Consider the following 22254-nt stretch of genomic DNA (forward strand, 5'->3'; position numbering starts at 1 on the left):
GTCCTCCTCCGCAGGGTCGGATCAGCCGCCGTAGGTATAGCCGTAGACATAGCCCTGGGGCGCCGGCGCGTAATACTGGGGCGGCGGCGCGTCATAGCCGTAAGGCGGCGGGGGCGGGCGGTCCCAATGGTGGTGCCAATGATGCGCGTAATCGCCGCGCCATTCATGGCGGTCGTCATGACGCCAATCATGGTGCCAATCATGGTGCCAGTCATTGTGATAGCCGTTCCAGTCGGCCTGAAGGACGGTCGCGCCCCGCGGCGCTGCCGCCTGGGCTAGCTGGGGCGCCATCAGGGGCAAAGCCAAGGCCAAGGCACCGACGGCGAGGGTGGAGGTCAGAAGTCGCATGAGGAACAATCCCCTTTGTGGTCTTGATGAAGAGTCTGGGGATTGCGCGTGGCGGGATCGTCGCGGCGGGATGGCGAAAGCAAGGCGCCCATTCACGAAAGCGCGTGTTTAGGGCAGTGTCGGATGATGATGCAGGGGGAGGCAGGCTGTGGCACTTGGCCTCATACTTGATTGAACAACAACAAGCCGACAAGCTGGTCCCTATCGGCCTGACCTGGTAGGAGAGCGTGATGAAGATGATCGGCCTGATCGGCGGGATGAGCTGGGAAAGCTCGGCCGAGTATTACCGGATCATCAATCAGGGCGTGCGGGATCGTCTGGGTCCTACGGTATCGGCCAAGTGCCTGCTTTGGTCTTTCAATTTCGCTGAGATCGAGGCGCTGCAGCATAAGGGCGATTGGGACGCGCTGACGACGCTCATGCGCGATGCCGCGCGGCGTCTGGAGGACGGTGGCGCGGATCTGCTGCTGATCTGCACCAATACCATGCACCGCATGGCGCCCGCCGTGCAGGCGGCCGTGACGATACCGCTGCTGCATATCGCTGACCCGACGGCGGACCGCATCAAGGCAGCAGGCTTCGCCAAGGTCGGGCTGCTCGGCACCGCCTTCACGATGGAACAGGATTTCTACAAAGGACGGCTTGTCGCCAGTCACGGCCTATCCGTGCTTGTTCCTGGCGAGGAAGACCGCAAGCTGGTTCACCGGATCATTTATGAGGAGCTGGTCGCCGGACAGATAACGGCCGAATCGCGGGAGGCTTACCGGGGCGTGATCGCTCGGCTTGTCGAAAATGGGGCCGAGGCCGTCATTCTCGGATGCACGGAAATCATGCTTCTGGTCCGGCCCCAGGACAGTCCTGTGCCGCTGTTCGACACCACCCAGATTCACGCGGAAGCGGCGGTCAATGCGGCCTTGGCATCCTGAAGGCTCTGCCATTCCCGCCGCAGCTGGGACATCATGACCACATCGACACGGCTTCCATCCGGCAATAGCCGCGCTTCGCGGGCGACGCCCTCCTCGACAAAGCCGCAACTGCGATAGAGGGCGTAGGCTGTGCTGTTGTGGCGGTAGACGCGCAGCCAGAGGCGATGGGCCGTGGTTTCCCGGAAGACCCAGTCGCGGGTCGCCGCGAAAATCTGCCTTCCATGACCTTCCCCCAGAACGGCCACGGCCAGGCGAAGGACATATAGATTGCCGTTCGCGTCCTGCCGATCCTGGACGATGGCAAAACCGACCGGCTGACCCTCGTCACCTTCGCCAATGAAATAGGCATTGTCCGGCGAAGCCAAGGCCGCTTGATGCGCGTCATCCGACCAGCGGTTGACGAAAGCGTCATTACCCGGCCGGCGTTCGACCGCCATGATGAAGGGGATATCCGCGCGCGCTGCCGGTCGCAGGGTGGTCATGGTCGCGTCCTGGTGTGCTTTGTCCGAGCAGGGTGACTTGGCTTGTCCCGCCCGGCAACCAGGATGCTCGCCGGGCAGAGATGAAAGTTTTCTCTGAGAAAATGTTGCGTGTCGCATCTTTCGCCTGCTAGGAAAAAGGCATTCGTCAGGACCCCGGTGAAACTCCGGGTGGCTCTTCCGGCCGCCAATCCGCCGGACAACAGCAAACGTCACGACTGTTCCGCATCGCTGAAGTCGATGCCATCTCGTGCGCTGACTGTAGATATCACGATGAACACACAATCCATCTCTCACTACCGTGCCGAGTGGGGTACCACGCTCGGCGATATAAGGCGCGATATCCTCGCCGGGATGGTGGGCACCTTCGCCCTCATCCCTGAGGTCATCGCCTTCTCCTTCGTGGCGGGCGTGGACCCCGAGGTCGGGCTCTATGCCTCCTTCATCATCGGCATCGTCATCGCCTTCGCGGGTGGCAGGCCAGCGATGATTTCCGGGGCTGCGGGCTCGGTCGCCCTGGTCGCCGCCGCGCTCGTGCGATCCCACGGGCTGGATTACCTGCTCGCGGCCACGCTGATGGCGGGCGCTTTCCAGGTCATTTTCGGCCTGTTGCGGCTGGATGTGCTGATGCGCTTCGTCTCGCGCTCGGTCCGCACCGGCTTCGTCAATGCCTTGGCGATTCTCATCTTTTCGGCCCAGGTGCCGCAGATGCTGGGTGTCAGCTGGCATACCTATGCGATGATCGCGATCGGCCTCGTCATCATCTACCTGCTGCCGCGCCTGACGACGGCGATCCCGTCGCCGCTCGTCTGCATCGTCATCCTGACCGGCATCAGCTTCCTGATCCCGATGCCGCTGCATACCGTCGCCGATCTCGGGAAACTGCCGTCATCGCTCCCCAATCTGGTTCTGCCGCATGTGCCGCTGACCCTGCATACGCTGGGCATCGTCGCCCCCTACGCCTTGGCCATGGCGGTCGTCGGGTTGCTGGAATCGATGATGACGGCGACGGTCGTGGATGACCTGACCGACAGCACCAGTTCCAAGGCGCGGGAATGCACGGGGCTTGGCCTCGCCAATATCGCGGCCGGGCTGTTCGGCGGTATCGCCGGTTGCGGCATGATCGGCCAGACGGTCGGCAATGTCCGCTATGGCGGGCGCGGGCGACTTTCCACGCTTGTCGCCGGGCTGTTCCTGCTGATCCTGATGGTGCTGCTGCGACCCTGGGTGGCGCGCGTGCCGGTGGCCGCCCTGGTCGCGATCATGATCATGGTCTCGGTCAGCACCTTCAACTGGGCAAGCTTCCGGGACGTGGTGCGGCACCCCAAGGTCTCCAGCATCGTCATGCTGGCGACGGTCATCGTGACGGTCGCGACGCATGATCTGGCAGCCGGTGTCGTGGTCGGCGTGTTGCTCAGCGGCGTGTTCTTCGCCTTCAAGGTCATGAACCTGATGAGCGTCGCCAGCCGCTATGACGCGGCCACGGATACGCGGACCTATGTCGTGACGGGCCAGGTCTTCTTCGCCAGCGCCGATATGTTCACCGACCAATTCGATCTGCGCGACAGCGCGACAAGCGTGGTGATCGACCTGACGGGCGCGCATCTATGGGACATCACGGCGGTCGGCGCTTTGGAGACCGTCGTCACCAAGATGCGCCGCCACGGTATGCGGGTGGAACTGGTCGGCCTCAACACTGCCAGCGCGACGCTGGTGGATCGCCACGGTCCGGCGATCCAGGCGGAGGGCTGACCTTTCAGTGTCGCCCGCGCACCCGTTGCGCGGGTCTACCCGCTGGGGCGCCTTGCCGGCCGGGCCTTGCCGGCCGCGCCTAAACGCCGTCGGGGCGCCCTGATGGGTTGGTCCGCGGAACAAGTCCGCGGATGACGAAAGCAGGGCGGCCGCCAGCGTTACGGCCGCAGCGTCTCGCAAAGCGCAGGCACGTCCGCGAAACTCTCGGCCACCGCATCGGCTTCCGCGCCGACCTCACGCGGACCATAGCCCCAGGACGCGAAAATGGTCGGCAGGCCGGCGCCCTTGCCGGCGGCGACGTCATTATGGTGATCGCCGATCATGACGGATTCCGCGACCGTCGCTCCGGCGGCTTCCAGCGTGAAGCGGATATGGTCCGGGTCCGGTTTCTTCACCGGAAAACTGTCGCCGCCGCCGACCGCATCCAGCAGCGGCAGCAGGCCGACATGGTCGAGCAGAATGCGTGCCGGCTCTTCGGGCTTATTGGTGCAGACGGCCAACTGCCATCCGGCCGCTTTCAGCGCCCGCAGGGCCTCCAGCGCGCCAGGGTAAAGATATGTGCCTTCGGTCGAATGCGCCGTATAGTCGGCCAGGCCCAGCGCCATATCCTCATCCGTCGGCACCATGCCGCGCGCCGCGTAACCGCGCTGATACAGCACCATCAGCCCGTCACCCACCATCGGCCGCACCTGCTCCATGGGCAGCGGGTCCTGGCTATAGCGCGCCAGACTGCGGTTCAGCGCGCCCGCGATATCGGGCAGACTGTCGGTGATCGTGCCGTCCAGATCCAGCACCAGACACTTGGCCATAGGTTGCACTCCGATACGAGAATTGTCTCCGAACCCTTTGACACGACAGGCCTCTCGCCGCTACCGCAAGGGTGAGCCCTAGGGATGATCATGACCGCGCCGACCGCTGATACCACCACTGCCGTGATCCTGGCCGCGGGGCTTGGCACCCGCATGAAATCCAGCCTGCCCAAATGCCTGCACGCCATCGCCGGCCGCCCCATGCTGGCGCATCTGCTGGCGGCATCCGGCCAGGTCTTCGATAAGATGGTCGTGGTGACGGGTCCGGAGATGGAGGCCGTCGCCCGCGCGGCCGCCCCGCATCCGACGGTCGTGCAGCAGGACCGCCTGGGCACAGCCCATGCCGCGCTTCAAGCCGTGCCGTATTTCGGGGAAGGCGATGTCGCCATCCTTTATGCCGATAATCCGCTGATCACGCCCGAAACCCTGGCGCGGCTGAAGGCAGCGCGGGCCGGAAACGGTCTCGCTCTCCTCGCCATGCGCCCGCCTGCGCCCGGCAAATACGGCCGCGTCATCACCGATGACAAAGGCGACGTCATCCGCATTGTGGAATGGGCGGATGCGAATGACGCCGAGCGCGCCGTGGGCCTCTGCAATGCCGGCGTGTTCTGCGCATCCGGGCCGGACCTCGCGCGCTGGCTGGCCGCCGTCCGTTCCGACAATGCCAAGGGCGAATATTATCTGACCGATGTCGTGGCGCTCGCCGTCGCCGAAGGCAGGCGCGTCGTCGCCGTCGAGGCCGATCATACCGAGCTGCGCGGCGTCAATTCGCGGAGCGAGCTTGCCGAGGCTGAGGCGACCGTGCAGGCCCGCCTGCGCCTGGCCGCCATGGATGCGGGCGTGACGCTGACCGCGCCGGACACGGTCTTTTTCGCATTCGATACGGTCATCGAAGCCGATGTCATCGTCGGTCCCCATGTCGTCTTCGGTCCCGGCGTGACGATCAAGACCGGCACCGAAATCCTTGCCTTCAGCCATCTGGAAGGCTGTGTGGTGGGCGAGGGATCGCGCATCGGCCCCTATGCCCGGCTGCGTCCCGGCACGGTCGTCGGCCAGCACGCCCATGTCGGCAATTTCGTGGAGCTGAAGGCGACGACGCTGGGCGACGGCGCCAAGGCCAATCACCTCGCCTATATCGGGGATGCCAGCGTGGGGGGCGGCAGCAATATCGGCGCCGGCACCATCACCTGCAATTACGACGGCAATCTGAAGCACCGCACGACCATCGGTGAGGGCAGCTTCGTCGGCTCCAATTCCACGCTCGTCGCGCCCCTGACGCTGGGCCCCGGCAGTTTCATCGCCGCCGGCAGCACCATCACCAAGGACGTCGAAGCCGATGCGCTGGCCTTCGGCCGTGCCAAGCAGGCCGAACGCCGCGGCGGCGGTGCGCTGATCCGCTCGACCTGGACCAAGAAGAAGACGGGAGGCTGAACGCCCATGTGCGGTATCGTCGGAATGCTGGGTGACCGCCCGGCGGCACCCCTGATCCTGGAAGCGCTCGGCCGCCTGGAATATCGCGGCTATGACAGCGCCGGCATCGCCACGCTGGACGGCGGGCGCATCGACCGCCGCCGCGCGGAAGGCAAGCTCGGCAATCTGGCCAGCGTGCTGACCCGCCTGCCGCTGGCCGGCGATGTCGGTATCGGCCATACCCGCTGGGCGACCCATGGCGCGCCGACCGAGGGCAATGCCCATCCGCATGGCACGGCCCGCGTTTCCGTCGTGCATAACGGCATCATCGAAAACCACGCGGCCCTTCGCGCCGAGCTGGAAGCCGCCGGTCAGGAATTCTCGACCGAGACAGACACCGAATGCGTGGCCCAGCTGCTCGACCTTTATCTGCAGCAGGGCATGAGCCCGGAGAAGGCGGCCGGCGCGGCGCTCGCCCGGCTGGAAGGCGCCTATGCCCTGGCGCTGATCTTCGCCGGCCATCCGGATCTGATGATCGGCGCCCGCCACGGTGCGCCGCTCGCCATCGGTTTCGGGGAGCGGGAGATGTTCATCGGCTCCGACGCGCTGGCTTTGGCGCCGCTGACCCGCCGTATCGCCTATCTGGACGATGGCGATTGGGCGGTGATCCGCCGTGACGGCGCGATCTTCTATGACCGGCACGGCGCCCGCGTTGAGCGCGCCATCCGTGAAACCCGCCTGACGGGGGCGGCCATCGGTCGCGGCAATTACCGCCATTTCATGGAGAAGGAGCTGCATGAGCATCCGGTCGTGATCGGCGATGTGCTCAGCCGCATGATCGATCCGGCGTCGCGCAGCGTCATGCTGTGGGATCTGCCCTTTGACCTCGCGACCTTGCCGCGCGCCACCATCAGCGCCTGCGGCTCGGCCTTCTATGCCGGTCTGGTCGGGCGTGTCTGGCTGGAGACGATCGCCCGCCTGCCGACGGATGCCGATGTCGCCAGCGAATTCCGCTATCGCGCGCCGCCCTTGCCGTCGGAAGGCTTGGGCCTGCTTGTCAGCCAATCCGGCGAGACGGCGGATACTTTGGCGGCACTCCGCTACATGCAGGACGAAGGGCAGCATGTCCTGTCGGTCGTGAACGTGCCGGAAAGCAGCATGGCGCGGGAAAGCGATGCCGTGCTGGAAACCCTGGCGGGGCCTGAGATCGGTGTCGCCTCCACCAAGGCCTTCACGGCACAGCTGACGGTGCTGGCCTGTTTCGCGCTGGCCGCCGGGCGGGCGCGCGGCACGCTGGATGCGGCGCGCGAAGCGCTGCTGACCCAGGCGTTGATGGAAGTGCCGGGACAGGCGGCGGAAATCCTTTCGGAAGAAACCACGGCCGCGATTGGCCGGGTGGCCGAACGCATCGCGGAAGCGCGGGACGTGCTTTATCTCGGTCGCGGCTCCTGCTTTCCGGTGGCGCTGGAAGGCGCGCTGAAGCTGAAAGAGATCAGCTATATCCATGCCGAGGGCTATGCGGCCGGTGAGATGAAGCATGGTCCGATCGCGCTGATCGACCGGCATGTGCCGGTGGTCGCCATCGCGCCCTCCGGCCCCTTGTTCGAGAAGACAGCCTCCAATCTGCAGGAAGCCGCCGCGCGCGGGGGACAGGTCATCGTCTTCAGCGATGCCGCCGGGGCCGAGAAACTGAAAGGCATTGCCGCCGCCACGGTGGTGCTGCCGACCTGCGATCCTTTCGTCGCGCCCATTCTGCACACCATCGCCGTGCAGATGCTGGCCTATCGCGTCGCGTTGCTGAAAGGCACGGATGTCGATCAGCCGCGCAATCTCGCGAAATCGGTGACGGTGGAGTAGGGGGTTGTCTGCAATGCGTTGTGATGCACCAAGGTATGGATCACCGGTCTGAACACTTGACCCGGGGATCCACACGGTGCCGTTAGCAATGCGGTCCTATAAATAATAACGAAAACAAAACAAAAATCTGGACAAATCGCCTGATTGCGTATAGGAAAGGGAAGTCTTCCGCGACCTTGGTCGGGAAAACATCCCCCTTCATGACAATCTGGAATCCTCATGCTCGACCGTGGCAAGGCGCAGCCTTTTCCCGATACGCCCGGCATGGCTCATCAACGTCAGATCCAGGCCCTGGCCGATGCGCAGCTTGCGCATAGGGAGATGGAGCGGCAGCGCGTCGCCTTAGCCCGTCCGGCCAGTCTCAGCGCGCAACCGCGCCAGATCGGCGCTGACCTCGGCCAGAACAGCCTCCCAGTCGCCGGGGTTCTGCTGCCGATAGATCGTCAGGCCAGGATACCAGGGGCTGTCCCGCCGGCCCAGCATCCAGCGCCAGCAGGGATCGGTGCGGTCCAGCAGCCAGACCGGCTTGCCGAGCGCCCCGGCCAGATGGGCGACCGCGCTATCGACCGCGATGACGAGGTCGAGATTGGCGACCAGGGCAGCGGTATCCGCGAGATCCCCCATCTCCCCCATAACGTCGAAGGCGGGCAAGGTATCGGGCAGGCTGGGCTTACCCTTCTGCAGGCTGACGAAATGGACGCCGGGCACCTGCCACAACGGGGCGAGCCGCGCGGGGGCGATGGACCGCCGCCGGTCCATCGCCGTGCGCGACGGGTTACCAAGGCTCGGGTTGCCGGCCCAGGCGAGGCCGACGCGAAGACCTTGCCCAAGCCGCCCTTGCCCAAGCTGCCCTTGCCACAAGGCGACGGCAGCTGGGTCAGCGCTGAGATAGGGCGTGGCGGCCGGAATGCTGCCAAGCCCCGTGCGAAACCGTCCCGGCAAGCTCATGAGCGGCAGATGCAGGTCGAAAGCGGGCAAAGCCTCGCCCTGAACCACGACCTCGGTAACACCGTCGAGCGTCGCGCAGATGCGGACGAGGGGTTTCGGCACTTCCAGAATGACCGTGAAGCCGAGGGCCGCGACCAAAGGCAGGTAGCGGCAGAATTGCAGCGTATCGCCCAGCCCTTGCTCGGCATGGATCAGAAGGCGTCGGCCCGTCCCCGGCTGACCGCCGCTGGCTTCGCCCTGCCATATGGGGGCCGCGAACCGCCGCTGGGTCGCGACCATCTGCGGGGTCTGCCACCGCCACTCATACTCCCCCCAGGCGTCTTCAAGCCGGCCGGCCGCCAGCAAAGCCTGGGCGCGGTTGAAATGCCCGTCGGCGTAACCGGGCGCCACCGCGATGGCGCGGCTATAGCTGTCGATGGCCTCATCCAGTCGGCCGAGGGCGCGCAGCACATTGCCGCGCGTATTCAGGCTCTGGACATCGCGCGGCGCGAGACGAAGGGCCGAATCGGCGTCGCTCAGCGCTTCCGTGAAGCGGCCTTCGCCGCTCAGCACCAAAGCCCGCGCATCGAAGGCGGCCAGGAAATCCGGCTTCTGGGCCAGCGCATTCCCGTAAGCCGCGATCGCCTCGTCGGCCCGGCCAAGCGCCCAGAACGCATTGCCAAGGTTGAGATGGGCGATGGGATAGGTCGGGCGCAGCGCCAGCGCCTGGTGGAACCGGGTCAGCGCTTCCGCCGGGCGGCCAAGATCATTCAGCGCGCTGCCGAGATTCTGCAGCGCATCGGGCTGGTTCGGGGCAAGGGCCAGGCTGCGCTGATAGCGCGGCAGGGCCTCGGCCAGCCGCCCGGCCTGATGCAGGCGGATCGCTTCCCCTAAAGCGAGTTGAGCGGGGGCCATCTGGGCGGGTGAGGGCGCCTGAGCGGCAGAGCCAGTGGCGGCGCTGGCCTTCTGCTTGGTCTCTGCGCGGCGCTGCTGCCTGTTCATCGCGGTCCTCAATCCAGCCAAGCACGCTGAACCTGATGCCCCGAGCCGATGGCAAGCCATCGCTCAGCCGGGCCAGCAGCAGCGGAATAGGATTTTAGGTTGTTTTCAGTAAATTAGAATGGTCGGGCAGGCGGGATTCGAACCCACGACCCCCAGTCCCCCAGACTGATGCGCTACCAGGCTGCGCTACTGCCCGTCATTCTAAACTACTGACACGATCACCGCGGCGCTGAGGGCGCTGCGGATGCGACCCTGTAGCAGCGGGCGTCCGGCTCCGCAACCTAGCGGTCACAGATTATCGCCGGATGTCAGGCATGACGGGGGTAGCGCTTGCGCGGCCCGCACGGCCTGAGTCGCCAAGCCGGCCGGGCATCCTGATGCAATGTCGGCGTCAGCAATTCCTGACGGATCGAAGCGCCTTGACAATAAGAGCATATGCTTTTACACGATCCGTATAAGAGCATATGCTCTCATATAGTGTGGAGTATCAGGTCATGAGTGAAGCTGAAATTCTTGTCAGTGGTGCGACGGGGCGGACAGGCGGCACCGCGATCGACGAATTGCTGAAAATGGGCCGGCGCGTGCGGGCCTATCTGCGCGCGGATGATGAGCGGGCGGCGGCGCTGAGGCAGCGCGGCGTCGATATCGCCATCGGCGATTTTACGGATATCGATGCCATCCGCGCGGCGATGGAAGGCATCGGGTCGGCCTATTTTCTTTATCCGATCGCACCGGGCATCATCGGGGCCGCAGCCTATTTCGCCCAGGCCGCGAAGGAAGCGGGCGTCGGCGCGATCGTCAATATGTCGCAGATTTCGGCGCGGCGTGAATCGGCCAGCCATGCAGCGCAGGACCATTGGGTGTCCGAGCGCGTCTTTGACTGGTCAGGCGTCCCCACCACGCATCTGCGCCCCACCTTCTTCGCCGATTGGCTCGTCTACCCGCATTTTGGGAAGGAGATCTGGGCCAGGAAAGCGATCGAATTCCCCTTTGCCGATGGCCGCCATGCGCCGATCGCCGCCGATGACCAGGGCCGTGTCATTGCCCATCTTCTGGCCAATCCTGAAGGCCAGGGCGGCAAGATCTACACGCTGCATGGTCCGGTCGAGATGAATCATACCGAGATCGCTGCCGCCATGAGCGAGGTGCTTGGCACCAAAATCGACTATGCGCCGACCTCCATCGACGCATTCCGGCAGAAAATGGAACAGCAATACAAATTCCCGCCCTTCCTGGTGCAGCACCTGGTCGAAGTCGCGCAGAACTACCGTGACGGCATCTTCGCGGGAACCAATGACGTGGTCGAGACGATCACCGGAACGCCGGCGCTGTCGGTTCAGCAATTCATCGCCAAGAACCGCGCTGTCTTCGCCTGAGATGGGTCTGCAGAACAATTGGGATTGAGTGATGTCACATCATCAGAATGAGCGTCATCCGTTTCTGGATGATCTGACGGCCGACGCGGAACTGGTCACTTCGGTGTTGCGTGGTCCCGTCACCGGGCGCAACGATATCCGGCTTGCGGTCGCGGCGGTCGGAACATTCTACGCCTCGCAGAGGCCGACTTTTCTGCAAACCGTCGGTTCAAGGCTTTTCCTTGAATACGAGGCGGTTCTGACGAATGGCGAGACGCTGACCGCGACCGTGGTCGTCGACCACAATCCGGACGGATCGGTGCCGCGCGTCAGCGTGCGGATGAGCCCGCTTGGCGCTATGCTGTCTCTCGCGGGCCATCTGCGGCAGACATTGTCGAAGCAGTTGCCGGAAAGTCTTTTTCTTTGAACGGACCTTCCGTCGGCAGGGTTTTGACGCGTTATTGAAAGGGCAAAGAGATGTTGCCGGTAAACCAGCCTCTTGGCATAGATCAATGCAACTGTTTCACCATGCGGAAGGCGAACCGGCAGATCTCTCGCTTCTACGACGCCCAGCTTGAGCCGGTTGGTCTCCGCATCACGCAATTTCTGACCTTGGCGGCTTTGAACGAGCTCGGCAGTGCGGCGGTCAATGTCCTTGCCGAACAGCTCGACATCGAACGGACGGCCATGGGCAAAATGGTCGGGTTTCTGGAACGTGACGGTCTGGTCAGCATTCGACCATCGCTGACGGATGGCCGCAGCAGGCTTGTCGAGCTGACGGATGCAGGCCGCCATCTGCATGATCAGGCAAGGCCGCTTTGGCAGGGCGCGCAACGACAATTCGCGCAATTGAACGGCGCGGACAATGTCGCCGCGTTGCGGGGCGCCTTGAAGCATATGGTCGTCGGTGAGACCAAGGCGGACTCATCCGAGGATTGAGCCGCTGGGCTGTTTCGCGAAAGACCAAGCATCAAGCATCACGATCGTCAGCAGGCTCTCGCGATCCAGCTCCGGCTGCATCGCGAGAGACCCGGATTTAGTTGGACGCGCCGGTCGTCATGACCTTATTTTTCTTCGCGAGCCCGCCGGCCTTCTGTCCGCTGGCGGTCGACATGCCGCCGCCGCCGGTACCGTTGGTGGTCTTGGACGACATACCCGTCGATGAGCCGGAGCTTGTCGTCGCACCCGGTACGGCGGCGTTTTTTGTCTGGGGTTCGACGTCGGAGCCGTTGCCGGCCCAGCTGCTGGCGATGGGCAGGGCCGTGATCGCCGCTGCAACCATGATCATGCGCAAGTGATGCATTTTTGTCTCCTGGGTCCAAGGCGCGGAATTTGCGCCGCTTGGTCTAATAAGGAGGCAAGGACTGCATTTTTTCAGAGTGAGCATCATCACGTTTCGTATAGAGTTTCCTTGATGCGCAATCTTGTGAAACCCGCCTAAAGATAACCGAAACGCTGCATGACGGTGCCGTGGTCGCGCTCGATGCGCGCGCTTTGTTCCGGCGTCAGGATGCTGCGCCACGCGCCGCTGCGGCCTTGCCGAAAAAAGGCGTCCTGCGATTGCGCAGGCTGCTCGACAAAGCCGTTTTCCTGTTCCTGGCGGCGAAGCTCGGCGAAATCGCTATGTGCCACGGCCCGCGCCAACCGCTCGGGCGTGGGCGTCTGTCCCAGAAAGCGGATCAGAGAACCGAAGGCCGTGCCGGGATCGGCCAGAAGATCCTCATAGCGCAGCACAAGCAGCGTCGGGTGCGGTTGCCTTGTCCAGAAGTGGACATGGCCGGACCAGGTCGCGAGACGGACATAGACCGTGCTGTCCTTGCCGCCGGTCGCGGCTTCCGGGTCGTTCATGAAATCGATGGTACGATCCAAGGAAAGACCGAGATGCCTACTATAGGAAATGACGATATCGCGCGGATCGCGCAGAATATAGATGGCGCCGCCCGTCACCGCTTTGGTGATCAGCTGCACGCCCTCCACGACCAGCTGCGCGTTATGGGTTTTGACGAAGACCAGGCCGGGATGCGCGTCCGCTATCGCCTGATGCACGCGCGGGCGCATGGCCTGCACATCGCGGATGCTATAGCGCGACGCCGGGCGCGGATCGAAAGCGTGATAGCGGCTGGCGGCATTCTCTCCGGTTGACAGGTCCATCAGCCGGTTGATGTCGTAAGGCGTCGCACTATCGGCGATGTAATTGTGCAGGAAAGCGCGCAGCCAGGTGCTGCCGGATTTAGGGTAGGAGGCGATCCAGGCGATCCTGCCCATATAACGGGCAGATCAGGTGCTGTGCCGGCGGGTGATCTCGTCGAAAAGATCGACGATCTCCTGCGCGATACGGCCGAGTTCGAAATCCCACCATTGTTCCAGCGCGACATCGCGCCGCCCCTGGGGGGCGACCTCTTCCCGCAGCGTGACGAAACGGTCCCACAGATCGGGCCAAGGCATCTCATGCTGCCGCAGGACCAGCAGGTCCGGCACCAAAGCCAGACGCAGCCGCACCTTCAAGGTGCCGGTGCCGGAGGCGAGGACGCGGGTGGCGGTCAGGAACTTGTTGCGGGTTTCGCTCGCCATCCTCGTCAGCCTCAAGTCGTGGAATGAGGGCAACGGGCCCTTCTGTCCCGAAGGTTAAACGGTTTGCCGGCGCCTGCGCCATAGGGCTGGACGCATAGGTCGGCCAGCCTTTCGGGGGGCCTTTCGTGGGCCTTTCGGGGGGCCGACAGGGCGGCTGCTTGAGAAGCAGGATGAGGCGATTCGCTTAGAGATCTGAAATCCTTGGACGAGTCGCCATAGCGACGTTTCCCTGCCGAGAAAGGGCTTTTCACACACCAAATGTTCACGTTATGTTCCTGTTCTGACAAGGCGATATCGTGACCGGATTTTTGGAAAAACAACAGCTTAGCGATCTGCGGACGATGATCGCCGGCCTGGAAAGGCTGAGCGTCAGCAAATCCGCAGGGCAGGTGCTGCCCTTCGGCGTGGCGCCGCTCGATCGGCATCTGCCCTGGGGCGGCTTGCGCCTGCCGGGTCTGCATGAATGGGCCGATCTTGGCCTCGGTCAGCCCTATGCCAGTGCGGCCGGGCTGATGGTCGCGGGCATTCTCGCCCGGCGGGATGGCCCGGTTCTATGGGTAAGCGAGCGCCCCGATCTTTACGCCCCCGCATTGGGCAATGTGGGGTTGAGCCCCGACCGTGTCCTGCATGTGACGGCGCGGCGGACGGTCGCGGCGGTGATGGAGGAGGCGCTGCGCCTTGGCCGTTTCGCCGGCATCGTGGGGGAGGTGCGGCAGATCGAGCCCACGGCCGCGCGCCGCCTGCAACTGGCGGCCGAGGCGGCCGGCTTGCCCGCTTTCGTGCTGCGGCGTCCGCCCAGGCGTGAAACCGCCATTGCCCCGATCGCCGCGCTGACGCGCTGGCGCATCGCGCGCGTGCCGTCCGGGCCGGTACTGCCCGAGGCCCCTCATGTGCCGGGCCTGGCCCCGGCGCTCTGGCGGCTGGACCTCATCCGTTGTCGCGGGGCCGAGGCCGCATCCTGGATTGTGGAGGCATGCGATGCGACGGGTCATATCCGTCTACCTGCCGCTCTGGCCGACCGATCGGTGGCGCCGGCAGCAGCAGGGCCGCAAAGCCGGGCAGGCTAGAGACCCGGCGGAACCCGCGCTGGCGCCGAGCGCGGCCGAGGATAGCAACCGTCCCGTCATCACCCGCCTGCATGACGGTCGGCGCCATGTCGTGGGTGCGGCCGATGCGGCGGCGCGGCGTCTGGGCGTCATGCTCGGCCAGCCCTTGGCGGAAGCCCAGGCAATGTATCGCGATCTGACGATCGTCGATGCCGATCCGGAGGGGGACGCCACCGGCCTGCGCGCGCTGGCCGCCTGGTGCCAGCGCTATGCGCCGCTGACAGCGGCGGACCTGCCGGACGCGATCCGCATCGACAGTACCGGTGCGGACCATCTTTGGGGGGGAGAGGCAGCGATGATGGCCGATCTCCATCGCCGTCTTTCTGACGTCGGCCTGTCCGTGCGGATGGCGGTGGCCGATACCCCGGGCGCGGCCTGGGCCTTGTCCCATTATGGGGCGGAGACGATCACGCTTTGCCCGGCCGGACGCGTGGCAGAGGCATTGCACCCGCTGCCCATCCCCAGCCTTCGCCTCTCGGCCGATACCGTGCAGGGGCTCGACCGCATGGGGTTTGCACGCGTCGGGGAGTTGATGGCGGCAAAGCGTGCGCCGCTGTCCCGTCGCTTCAGCGCCGATTTGCTGCGCCAGTTGGATTACGCGACCGGCGCCAGCTTCGAACCGCTGGAGCCTCAGGCGGCTGCGCAACTGATCCGCGAGCGGCTGACCTTCGTCGAGCCATTGGTCACGGCGGAAGCCTTCGCCACCGTCATCGACCGTCTGAGCCGTCTCGTCTCCACTGAGTTGGAACGGCGCGGGGAGGGCGCGCGGCGGCTGGATCTGGTCTGCGAGCGCGTCGACGGCAGCCAGCAGTTGATCGCCCTCGGCACGGCGCGGCCGGTGCAGTCAGCCAAGCAGCTTGCGCGACTGCTGGCGGAGCGGATCGAGACGATCGATCCCGGCCTGGGGGTGGAGGCGATGGTGCTGTGGGTCGCAAGGGCCGAACCCACGACGCCCGCGCAGATCGAGGCCTGGTCGCCGCAAAGCGGGGTCGCCAAAAGCCTCGGCGAACTTGCCCCGCTGATCGACCGTCTGGTGGCGCGCTTCGGCGCAGGACAGGTTTACCGTCTGGCACCGGTGGAAAGCGATGTGCCGGAACGCGGCGTCAGGCGTATCGGGCCTTTGGCGCCGCCTGACGGCCGTGCCTGGCCGCCCAACCTGCCGCGGCCGCTGCGGCTTTTGACCCCGCCGCAGTCAGTGCAGGCCATCGCCCTGCTGCCCGATCAACCGCCCGTCGCCTTCACCTGGCGGCGTCAGCGCCATCTCATTCGCCGCGCGGATGGGCCGGAGCGGATTTTCGGCGAATGGTGGAAGCGGGACAGCGAGCGCACGCTATCCCGCGACTATTGGGCGGTGGAGGACGAGGCGGGCGACCGTTTCTGGCTTTACCGCAACGGCGATGGAGAGGATCCCGAGACCGGGAATCTGGCCTGGTTTCTGCACGGGATTTTTTGACATCTTTTCGATCTTGGCTTTTCAGAATTTATTTTGAAATCAAATCAATGATGGTTTTATCATCAATCGATGTCGCCGCATCATCCAGGTTTTTGTTCAACGAACCGTGATAGCGGATAGATTTTTCGCATTCCTGCCACAGTTTTGTCCTTAACAGGGATGATGTGTCAGGTTCGAAAGACCCGGCGCATCGTTTGCGAGTCAAAGTCGACAATCATTATGTTGATTTTGCAATGAAACCCCCGTCTCCGCGCTGACAGGCGCGGGGATTTATGAGGCGGTATTACCCCGCCCGCTGCCCGGACGGTTGTCCGGACAGCGCTTCAGTTGATATCGAAGGATAATTGCATGCGAAATTGGAAACAGGTGCTGATCCTGGTCGGTATGCTTTTCGCGGCCGGTAGCCTCTCCGCCTGTTGCGGTCCCTGGGGTCGCGGCTATTGCGGTGGCTGGGGCCATCATGGCGGTGGTGGCGGCGGTCAGGGCGGCTATCACGGCGGCCCGTAAGTCATACCAGACAGCGGGCTTTGGCGTCTGCCGGGTTTGCCCGGAAGCGCCCCAAGTCCGTCATGCGCGGGCCCCGACCCGCGCATCTACCCGTCTGAGTAGGCAGGCGGCCGGCGAGGCGCCACCATGGGTAGTTCCGCGCAACGCGTGCGCGGGTGACGACGTGTGGTGGGCCAGACTTCTATAAAAACCTGACAGACGCTCGCGGTCCGCTGTCGCCCGCGCAGTTCCGGAAAATCTATTTCCCGCCGCCCCCTGCCTTGGCTTCGCCCAGCATGCGCTCCACCCGGCGGATCAGATCATCGATCGAGAAGGGCTTGGTCAAAACCTCCATGCCCGGCTCGATATGGCCGTGGTTCAGCACGGCATTCTCGGCATAGCCGGTGATGAAAAGCACACGCAGATCAGACCGGATGGCGCGCGCGGCATCCGCCACTTGCCGTCCGTTCAGTCCGCCGGGCAGACCGACATCGGTGATCAGCAGATTGATGTCCGGCTCGCCTTCGAAGATCTTGAGCGCGGTCGCGCCGTCCTCCGCCTCGATACAATGATAGCCAAGATCACCTAACGCGTCTGCCACCAAAAGCCGAACGGTTGGCTCGTCATCGACAATCAGAACGGTTTCGCCGTGATAATTGAGCCGTGGGGCGTGGGCCGGCTCCACTGTTTCGCGCTCGTCCTGCGCACCGTGATGGCGCGGCAGATAGATGGTGACCGTCGTGCCCTGGTCGAGTTCCGAATAGATGCGCACCTGGCCGTGGCTCTGGCGGGCGAAACCATAGACCATGGACAGGCCAAGTCCCGTGCCCTGGCCGATCGGCTTGGTCGTGAAAAAGGGATCGAAAACGCGATCCAGAATAGATTTGTCAATGCCGGAGCCGGTATCCGTCACGCTGACGGCGACATACTGGCCTTTCACCATATTGCGCTCGCGCGCCGTGCGCTCGTCCAGCCAGCGGTTTGAGGTTTCGATGGTGATGCGGCCACCGTCGGCCATGGCGTCGCGGGCATTGATGCAGAGGTTGAGGATGGCGTTTTCCAGCTGGTTGGCGTCGACCTGCGCTGTCCATAAGCCGCCGGCGGCGATCGTCTCGACCGCGATCGCCGGTCCCACTGTGCGCTGCACAAGCTCCACCAGATCCGACAGCAGCTTGTTGATGACGGTCGGTTTGGGCGACAGCGTCTGGCGCCGGGCGAAAGCCAGCAGCCGGTGGGTGAGGGAGGCGGCGCGGCGCGCGGCACCCTGGCCGGCGGCGATATATTTCTCCACATCCGCCGTGCGGCCTTGCGCGGCGCGGATGCCGATCATCTCAAAACTGCCGGAGATTCCGGCCAGAAGATTGTTGAAGTCATGCGCCAGGCCGCCCGTCAACTGGCCCACGGCTTCCATCTTCTGCGCCTGGCGCAGCGATTCCTCGGCGACGCGCAACCGGTCCTGCTCGGCCAGACGGTCAGTCACATCATAGCCGAACTGATAGGCCCCGATCAGCTGGCCCTTGGCGTCGCGCAGCGGGCTGAAATGCTGCTCGTAATAGCGGCGGTCGCGTGACGGATCGCCGTATTCATCGACGATCACGTAATCCTCGCCCGCATAGGCGCGTGCCCAGGCCGTCTGCACGTCCGCGAGCAGATCGGGCTGCTCCGCGAGCAGTTCGGCGATCCTGTCGCCGACCCGCGGCAGCACGCCGAAAACCCGCTCGAATTCCTGGGCGGCGGCAGCGTTGACCGCCAGATAGCGCATTTCCATGTCAAGGACATGGACGAAGGCATGGGTATTCTCCACGATCCCGGCGAGCAATTGACGGTCGGCGACGGCGGACACGACCCGCGCCCCCAGCGTCTCATTCACCTCGCGCAAGACGCGTTCGATACGCTTGCGGTCGGTGATATCCTTGAACAGAACCGCGACCTGACGGCGGCTGGGCGGTTCGATTCGGAAGGAGGATACTTCCAGATAATGGCCGGTCGCGACCAGTTCCTGCTCGAAGCGGATCGGCTGGCCGGTCGCCAGCACCGCGCCGTAGCGGGCGACCCAGGCATCGGCCTCGTTCGGCACTATCTCACGCAGCGTCTGGCCGACGACATTCGGAATGCCGGCATGGACCGCATAGGCGGGATTGGCATCGACATGAATATAGTCGCTCAAAGCCCCATGCGGACCGTCGAAGAATTCGATGACACAGAAACCCTCGTCCATCGCTTCGAACAGCGTGCGGTAATGCGCTTCGCTGTCCGTGAGAGAGGTCGGGGGCAAGGCAGGGCGCGCGTCCGGATCAAGCTGCACCAATAGACCCGCAATGGCGCCGTCCGCCGCCCGCAAGGGAGAGATCGCGACGGTGCCGTGGATCAGCACCGCATCGGCCCCGCGCGCCAGCGGCAGGATGCCGGCCTGGGTCGGCTCGCCGGCCAAAGCGCGGGTCACCAACGGATGCAGCCATTCCCAGGCGTCAGCCAGCACAAGGTCAAGCCGCAGCCCCGCGCCTTTGACCTTCAGCAGCGCCTCAAGCCGTGGGTTGGGCAAGACGGTCAGCGCGGACCCCCAGGCGACCAAAGCCGGCCCCGGCAGGTCCTGCACCAGGATGGCGGCGGCAAGGAGGGCGGGAGGCCAATGCGCGACATCGCCCAAAGGCGTCGCCGGCCAATCCGCCAAAGCGTCAATGGCCGCCCCCGGCGAAGGTTGGGCGGCCGAACGGCCAGGGGAATGCTCGGTATTCGACATCGTCGTCCAGTCTATGCGGCGATTTCGACTTGAAGGCCAAGGCCCGGATCGTCAAGCGAATGGCGCGACCTATCGAGCGAGTGTGATCGCGGGAGCCTGACGGCATCATCGTCCCGCGCTAAGCTGGCTGTCTTTGGCTCAGAAGCCGGCTCAAGCCGGTCAAGCTTCACAGAAAGGCAGCCGGCGCGCCCATGCTCGATAACCCTAATTCCGACTATCGGATTCTGACCTTGGCGGACCTGCCGGCCTATCTGGCTGGCCTGCCGGATATCGCTGCCATGCTGGGCGGCGGCACAGCCGATTGGCGGTGTGAGGATGTCGCGGACGGCAATCTCAATTCCGTCTTCCTGGTCGATGGTCCGGCGGGTGGGCTCTGCGTCAAACAGGCGCTGCCTTATGTGCGGGTCGCAGGCGAAAGCTGGCCCATGGATGTCCGTCGCGCCTTCTTCGAGGTCAGCTACGCGCGGCGCATGGCGCCCTTCGTGGGCAGTCTGGCGCCAGCCATCCATCACTTCGACGCCGCGCAGTTCATCATCGTCATGGAGAAGCTGGCGCCGCATATCATTCTGCGCAGCGCTTTGATCGCGGGCGCGCATCATCCGCGCGTGCCGGTGGATGTCGCCGACTATATCGCCGCCGCGTCCTTCCATACCTCGGATCTGGCAGCGCCCTTCGAGACCAAGGCCGCCGATCAGGCGCTTTTCGCGGGCAATATCGGGCTGCAACGCATCTCGGTCGATCTCGTCTTTACCGATCCTTACGTGATCCATGAGCGCAATCGCGTCACCGTGCCGCTGGCGGGCTGGGCGGCGGCTTTTCGCGCCGATATCGACCTGAAGGAAGCCGTCACGCGGGCGCGCCTGGCCTATCTGACCCATGCGCAATCGCTGCTGCATGGCGATCTGCATTCGGGTTCCATCATGGTGACGGCCACGGAGACGCGTGTCATCGACGGTGAATTTGCGCTTATCGGGCCGTCCGGCTTCGATATCGGCAATTTCATCGCCCATTATGTCATGGCGTGGTTCGCGAAACCCTTTCACGGATCTGGCCCGGCGGAGACAGCGCGATTCCGCGATCTGCTGGCCGCCGATATCCTTGTCTTCTGGCAGCGCTTCGAAGCGCAGTTCCTGGCCCATTGGCGCGGCTTTGCCGGCGCAGCGGACGGTCTGCCGGCCAGCCATTTCGCGGACCCGGTCGCGGCGGCGCGGGCCGAGACCATGCGTCGGTCCTATGTCGCGGATCTGTTCCGGGACGCGGTGATGTTCATGGCCTGCAAAATCATCCGCCGCGTGCTGGGCTTCGCGCAGATCGCGGATTTTCTGGTCATCCCGGATGAGGTGGTGCGGGCGCAGGCGCAAGCCGCAGCACTCGCTTTCGCGCGCTCAGTTCTGCTCCATCCTGCGCGTTACGGCGATATCGCGGCGGTCGTCGCCGCCATGCCGCGGTTCGAGGGCGCGGGGCTGGACCCCGCGCCGACCCGGTTGCTTTAGCGGCGTTACGCGGCGGCGCGCTGCGGGGAGCGCGCCAGCATCGCGCGGGCGGCGATGACCGGGGGGCCGGTCACGACGAGCGGCGCGCAGCCCGCCACGTCCCAGCACCAATGCAGGAACTCAGGGTAGATCTGCGTCACGCCACCGCCATTGTCGAAAGCGTCGCGCGGTGCATGGGGCAGAAAGCTTTCCGTAGTCAGCCCTTCGGCGGTCAGCACGTCATGCTGATCGAGTTGAACATGGTAATAGGTCACCGCGTCGCGCGGCACCTGGCAGACGGCATCCCCGTCGATGAGATGTTTGACGGGGATCAGCACATCACGCAGGTAGATCGCGTGATCGGGCGAAAGATAGAGGTCGCGGCCGGGCTGGTCCTGCCCGAAAGCATGGGCGCGGACGCGCACCGGCCAGACGCTGGCAGGGTCGGGGTGGCGCGCACAATCCACCTGGCGATGGCCGACCCAGCGCACCGGCTGCGGCCCGCCGAACAGGCTGTCGACGATCATGCCTGGGACCAGATCTTCCACCGCCGTCGCGCCCGCGGGCGTCGCGATCCTGCTGCCGGCCGCGAAACAGGGCAAGGTCGCGATATAGCCGTTGATGGCATCCGAGCTGGAGGTTGTGTAGACACCGACAGCCTCATTGCCATAGCCGGAATTGCCGGATGTCATGGTGGTCGTATCAGGGACGGTCGGGGGGACCGAAAGATCGGTCCAGACGATATCGGTAAAATTGCTGACCTTGGCTGAAAAGGCGCCCTCGGTCCCGTCCGCCAGGACAAAGTCGCCGGTCATGATATAGCTGCCGGCCGTGCTGCCCCCGGTGATGCCGTCGAAATGCGTCACCACCGCGACTTGAGCACCAGACTGATAGGAATAGGTGTAGGATTTCCCGGTCGACTGATCCAAAAGATAGGCGTCGGTTACTTGGACGCCGTTATCGGTCAGGTCCACGCCGCCGGCGATCACATCGTTCCAGATGCCATAGGCCGTGGTGCTGATCGCATCCGGAATAACGATCGTCGTGAAATTTTTGGTTGCCATGTCATAAAGAAAGGCATTGCCGCCGGACGGATAGACGGCATAGTCGTTATTGGCTGTCGTCAGGTCGTCGTAATTGCCGACGACATACTCGCCGTAGGTGCTATGGGGAATTGTGTCCGTCGCACCCGGCATGTCGATCGTCGTATAGGTCCCGTCGGCGGCATTGTAGATGAAGCCGTTATCCTTGTCCTCGCCGGCAAGCTTATAGCTGCCGACGACGATGATGCTGGCGGTGTCAGCCAAGCTCGGGCCGTAAGGCACCGTGCTTGCCGCACCCGGATAGCCGATCAGGATGAATGTCTGCGTCGTCTCATCATAGATGAAACCGTTGTCGATATCGCCGGCGGTGACATACATGCCGACGATATTTTCGCCGGCGATACCGGTCAGATAGGTGGAATAGGTCAAGCCTGACGCGGTGTAATTGAGCGTCTGGTATTCAATCCCTGTCGCCATGAACCTGACCTGCTGCTCTTGGCTTGGCGCGCGCGCCAGGC

At 64.3% G+C, this 22254-nt stretch carries 20 protein-coding genes, 1 tRNA gene and 1 other annotated feature; of the genes, 11 read left to right on the forward strand and 10 right to left on the reverse strand.

Annotation, left to right across the window (positions count from 1 at the left end):
• Positions 1-21: 21 nt before the first annotated feature.
• Positions 22-348: a hypothetical protein gene (locus ACELLULO517_RS17130; protein WP_227308619.1), complete on the reverse strand. Its 327-nt coding sequence runs from the start codon at positions 346-348 to the stop codon at positions 22-24.
• 230 nt (positions 349-578) lie between these two features.
• Between ACELLULO517_RS17130 and ACELLULO517_RS17135 the strand changes: the two genes are divergently transcribed.
• Positions 579-1274 (forward strand): aspartate/glutamate racemase family protein, encoded by a 696-nt coding sequence (locus ACELLULO517_RS17135; protein ID WP_227308620.1) that lies wholly within the window; start codon positions 579-581, stop codon positions 1272-1274.
• Here ACELLULO517_RS17135 and ACELLULO517_RS17140 read toward each other — a convergent pair.
• Positions 1235-1756: a GNAT family N-acetyltransferase gene (locus tag ACELLULO517_RS17140; RefSeq protein ID WP_227308621.1), complete on the reverse strand. Its 522-nt coding sequence runs from the start codon at positions 1754-1756 to the stop codon at positions 1235-1237. The genes ACELLULO517_RS17135 and ACELLULO517_RS17140 overlap by 40 nt on opposite strands.
• A 145-nt stretch (positions 1757-1901) precedes the next feature.
• Positions 1902-1958 (forward strand) — a sequence feature (sul1 is cis-regulatory element that is thought to sense ions involved in sulfur or methionine metabolism; They are found in Alphaproteobacteria).
• A 68-nt stretch (positions 1959-2026) separates the two neighbouring features.
• Between ACELLULO517_RS17140 and ACELLULO517_RS17145 the strand changes: the two genes are divergently transcribed.
• Positions 2027-3505, forward strand: a complete 1479-nt coding sequence (locus ACELLULO517_RS17145) for a SulP family inorganic anion transporter (protein WP_227308622.1) — start codon at positions 2027-2029, stop codon at positions 3503-3505.
• Positions 3506-3663: 158 nt separating this feature from the next.
• On the opposite strand, the gene ACELLULO517_RS17150 is transcribed toward ACELLULO517_RS17145, so the two are convergent.
• Positions 3664-4314, reverse strand: coding sequence for an HAD family hydrolase (locus tag ACELLULO517_RS17150; RefSeq protein ID WP_227308623.1), 651 nt, complete (start codon positions 4312-4314; stop codon positions 3664-3666).
• 84 nt (positions 4315-4398) lie between these two features.
• Between ACELLULO517_RS17150 and glmU the strand changes: the two genes are divergently transcribed.
• Positions 4399-5745: a bifunctional UDP-N-acetylglucosamine diphosphorylase/glucosamine-1-phosphate N-acetyltransferase GlmU gene (gene glmU, locus ACELLULO517_RS17155; protein ID WP_227308624.1), complete on the forward strand. Its 1347-nt coding sequence runs from the start codon at positions 4399-4401 to the stop codon at positions 5743-5745.
• Between the two features lie 6 nt (positions 5746-5751).
• A complete protein-coding gene (glmS, locus tag ACELLULO517_RS17160) occupies positions 5752-7581 on the forward strand; it encodes a glutamine--fructose-6-phosphate transaminase (isomerizing) (protein ID WP_227308625.1) in 1830 nt (609 codons plus the stop codon).
• A gap of 342 nt (positions 7582-7923) precedes the next feature.
• Here the strand turns inward: glmS and ACELLULO517_RS17165 are convergent, their stop codons facing one another.
• Entirely contained in the window at positions 7924-9510 is a 1587-nt protein-coding gene (locus ACELLULO517_RS17165; protein WP_227308626.1) for a tetratricopeptide repeat protein, read from the reverse strand.
• Between the two features lie 119 nt (positions 9511-9629).
• Positions 9630-9706, reverse strand: a tRNA-Pro gene (locus ACELLULO517_RS17170).
• A gap of 298 nt (positions 9707-10004) precedes the next feature.
• Here ACELLULO517_RS17170 and ACELLULO517_RS17175 point away from each other — a divergent pair.
• From ACELLULO517_RS17175 to ACELLULO517_RS17185, 3 genes are all read left to right on the forward strand, one after another.
• Entirely contained in the window at positions 10005-10886 is an 882-nt protein-coding gene (locus ACELLULO517_RS17175) for an NmrA family NAD(P)-binding protein (protein ID WP_227308627.1), read from the forward strand.
• Between the two features lie 31 nt (positions 10887-10917).
• A complete protein-coding gene (locus ACELLULO517_RS17180) occupies positions 10918-11292 on the forward strand; it encodes a hypothetical protein (RefSeq protein WP_227308628.1) in 375 nt (124 codons plus the stop codon).
• A gap of 101 nt (positions 11293-11393) precedes the next feature.
• A complete protein-coding gene (locus ACELLULO517_RS17185; protein ID WP_227308629.1) occupies positions 11394-11804 on the forward strand; it encodes a MarR family winged helix-turn-helix transcriptional regulator in 411 nt (136 codons plus the stop codon).
• A gap of 97 nt (positions 11805-11901) precedes the next feature.
• Here ACELLULO517_RS17185 and ACELLULO517_RS17190 read toward each other — a convergent pair whose 3' ends face one another.
• From ACELLULO517_RS17190 to ACELLULO517_RS17200, 3 genes are all read right to left on the reverse strand, one after another.
• The gene (locus ACELLULO517_RS17190; protein ID WP_227308630.1) at positions 11902-12168 is read right to left on the reverse strand and encodes a hypothetical protein; all 267 of its coding nucleotides are present in this window, start codon (positions 12166-12168) and stop codon (positions 11902-11904) included.
• A 134-nt stretch (positions 12169-12302) separates the two neighbouring features.
• The gene (locus ACELLULO517_RS17195) at positions 12303-13130 is read right to left on the reverse strand and encodes a sulfotransferase domain-containing protein (RefSeq protein WP_227308631.1); all 828 of its coding nucleotides are present in this window, start codon (positions 13128-13130) and stop codon (positions 12303-12305) included.
• 12 nt (positions 13131-13142) lie between these two features.
• Entirely contained in the window at positions 13143-13436 is a 294-nt protein-coding gene (locus ACELLULO517_RS17200; protein WP_227308632.1) for a hypothetical protein, read from the reverse strand.
• A 296-nt stretch (positions 13437-13732) separates the two neighbouring features.
• On the opposite strand from ACELLULO517_RS17200, the gene ACELLULO517_RS17205 reads away from it, so the two are divergent.
• From ACELLULO517_RS17205 to ACELLULO517_RS17215, 3 genes are all read left to right on the forward strand, one after another.
• Positions 13733-14503: an ImuA family protein gene (locus tag ACELLULO517_RS17205; RefSeq protein WP_227308633.1), complete on the forward strand. Its 771-nt coding sequence runs from the start codon at positions 13733-13735 to the stop codon at positions 14501-14503.
• Positions 14415-15995: a Y-family DNA polymerase gene (locus tag ACELLULO517_RS17210; protein WP_227308634.1), complete on the forward strand. Its 1581-nt coding sequence runs from the start codon at positions 14415-14417 to the stop codon at positions 15993-15995. Before ACELLULO517_RS17205 ends, ACELLULO517_RS17210 begins: the two co-directional genes overlap by 89 nt.
• A gap of 348 nt (positions 15996-16343) precedes the next feature.
• Positions 16344-16502, forward strand: a complete 159-nt coding sequence (locus ACELLULO517_RS17215; RefSeq protein ID WP_227308635.1) for a hypothetical protein — start codon at positions 16344-16346, stop codon at positions 16500-16502.
• Between the two features lie 238 nt (positions 16503-16740).
• On the opposite strand, the gene ACELLULO517_RS17220 is transcribed toward ACELLULO517_RS17215, so the two are convergent.
• The gene (locus ACELLULO517_RS17220) at positions 16741-19221 is read right to left on the reverse strand and encodes a hybrid sensor histidine kinase/response regulator (RefSeq protein WP_227308636.1); all 2481 of its coding nucleotides are present in this window, start codon (positions 19219-19221) and stop codon (positions 16741-16743) included.
• A gap of 191 nt (positions 19222-19412) precedes the next feature.
• Here ACELLULO517_RS17220 and mtnK point away from each other — a divergent pair, with 191 nt between their 5' ends.
• The gene (gene mtnK / locus ACELLULO517_RS17225; protein WP_227308637.1) at positions 19413-20714 is read left to right on the forward strand and encodes an S-methyl-5-thioribose kinase; all 1302 of its coding nucleotides are present in this window, start codon (positions 19413-19415) and stop codon (positions 20712-20714) included.
• Between the two features lie 5 nt (positions 20715-20719).
• On the opposite strand, the gene ACELLULO517_RS17230 is transcribed toward mtnK, so the two are convergent.
• Positions 20720-22213 carry a Hint domain-containing protein gene (locus ACELLULO517_RS17230; protein ID WP_227308638.1) on the reverse strand — a complete coding sequence of 498 codons (1494 nt, stop codon included), beginning with the start codon at positions 22211-22213 and terminating at the stop codon, positions 20720-20722.
• Positions 22214-22254 lie beyond the last annotated feature (41 nt).

It is taken from the genome of Acidisoma cellulosilyticum (assembly GCF_020621385.1).
In the GTDB taxonomy this organism is placed as follows: domain Bacteria; phylum Pseudomonadota; class Alphaproteobacteria; order Acetobacterales; family Acetobacteraceae; genus Acidisoma; species Acidisoma cellulosilyticum.

Bases quoted from the DNA above. Each gene is read 5' to 3' on its own strand.
- ACELLULO517_RS17130 (WP_227308619.1), bottom strand. From the start codon at position 348: ATGCGACTTCTGACCTCCACCCTCGCCGTCGGTGCCTTGGCCTTGGCT.
- ACELLULO517_RS17135 (WP_227308620.1), top strand. From the start codon at position 579: ATGAAGATGATCGGCCTGATCGGCGGGATGAGCTGGGAAAGCTCGGCC.
- ACELLULO517_RS17140 (WP_227308621.1), bottom strand. From the start codon at position 1,756: ATGACCACCCTGCGACCGGCAGCGCGCGCGGATATCCCCTTCATCATG.
- ACELLULO517_RS17145 (WP_227308622.1), top strand. From the start codon at position 2,027: ATGAACACACAATCCATCTCTCACTACCGTGCCGAGTGGGGTACCACG.
- ACELLULO517_RS17150 (WP_227308623.1), bottom strand. From the start codon at position 4,314: ATGGCCAAGTGTCTGGTGCTGGATCTGGACGGCACGATCACCGACAGT.
- glmU (WP_227308624.1), top strand. From the start codon at position 4,399: ATGATCATGACCGCGCCGACCGCTGATACCACCACTGCCGTGATCCTG.
- glmS (WP_227308625.1), top strand. From the start codon at position 5,752: ATGTGCGGTATCGTCGGAATGCTGGGTGACCGCCCGGCGGCACCCCTG.
- ACELLULO517_RS17165 (WP_227308626.1), bottom strand. From the start codon at position 9,510: ATGAACAGGCAGCAGCGCCGCGCAGAGACCAAGCAGAAGGCCAGCGCC.
- ACELLULO517_RS17175 (WP_227308627.1), top strand. From the start codon at position 10,005: ATGAGTGAAGCTGAAATTCTTGTCAGTGGTGCGACGGGGCGGACAGGC.
- ACELLULO517_RS17180 (WP_227308628.1), top strand. From the start codon at position 10,918: ATGTCACATCATCAGAATGAGCGTCATCCGTTTCTGGATGATCTGACG.
- ACELLULO517_RS17185 (WP_227308629.1), top strand. From the start codon at position 11,394: ATGCGGAAGGCGAACCGGCAGATCTCTCGCTTCTACGACGCCCAGCTT.
- ACELLULO517_RS17190 (WP_227308630.1), bottom strand. From the start codon at position 12,168: ATGCATCACTTGCGCATGATCATGGTTGCAGCGGCGATCACGGCCCTG.
- ACELLULO517_RS17195 (WP_227308631.1), bottom strand. From the start codon at position 13,130: ATGGGCAGGATCGCCTGGATCGCCTCCTACCCTAAATCCGGCAGCACC.
- ACELLULO517_RS17200 (WP_227308632.1), bottom strand. From the start codon at position 13,436: ATGGCGAGCGAAACCCGCAACAAGTTCCTGACCGCCACCCGCGTCCTC.
- ACELLULO517_RS17210 (WP_227308634.1), top strand. From the start codon at position 14,415: ATGCGACGGGTCATATCCGTCTACCTGCCGCTCTGGCCGACCGATCGG.
- ACELLULO517_RS17215 (WP_227308635.1), top strand. From the start codon at position 16,344: ATGCGAAATTGGAAACAGGTGCTGATCCTGGTCGGTATGCTTTTCGCG.
- ACELLULO517_RS17220 (WP_227308636.1), bottom strand. From the start codon at position 19,221: ATGTCGAATACCGAGCATTCCCCTGGCCGTTCGGCCGCCCAACCTTCG.
- mtnK (WP_227308637.1), top strand. From the start codon at position 19,413: ATGCTCGATAACCCTAATTCCGACTATCGGATTCTGACCTTGGCGGAC.
- ACELLULO517_RS17230 (WP_227308638.1), bottom strand. From the start codon at position 22,213: ATGGCGACAGGGATTGAATACCAGACGCTCAATTACACCGCGTCAGGC.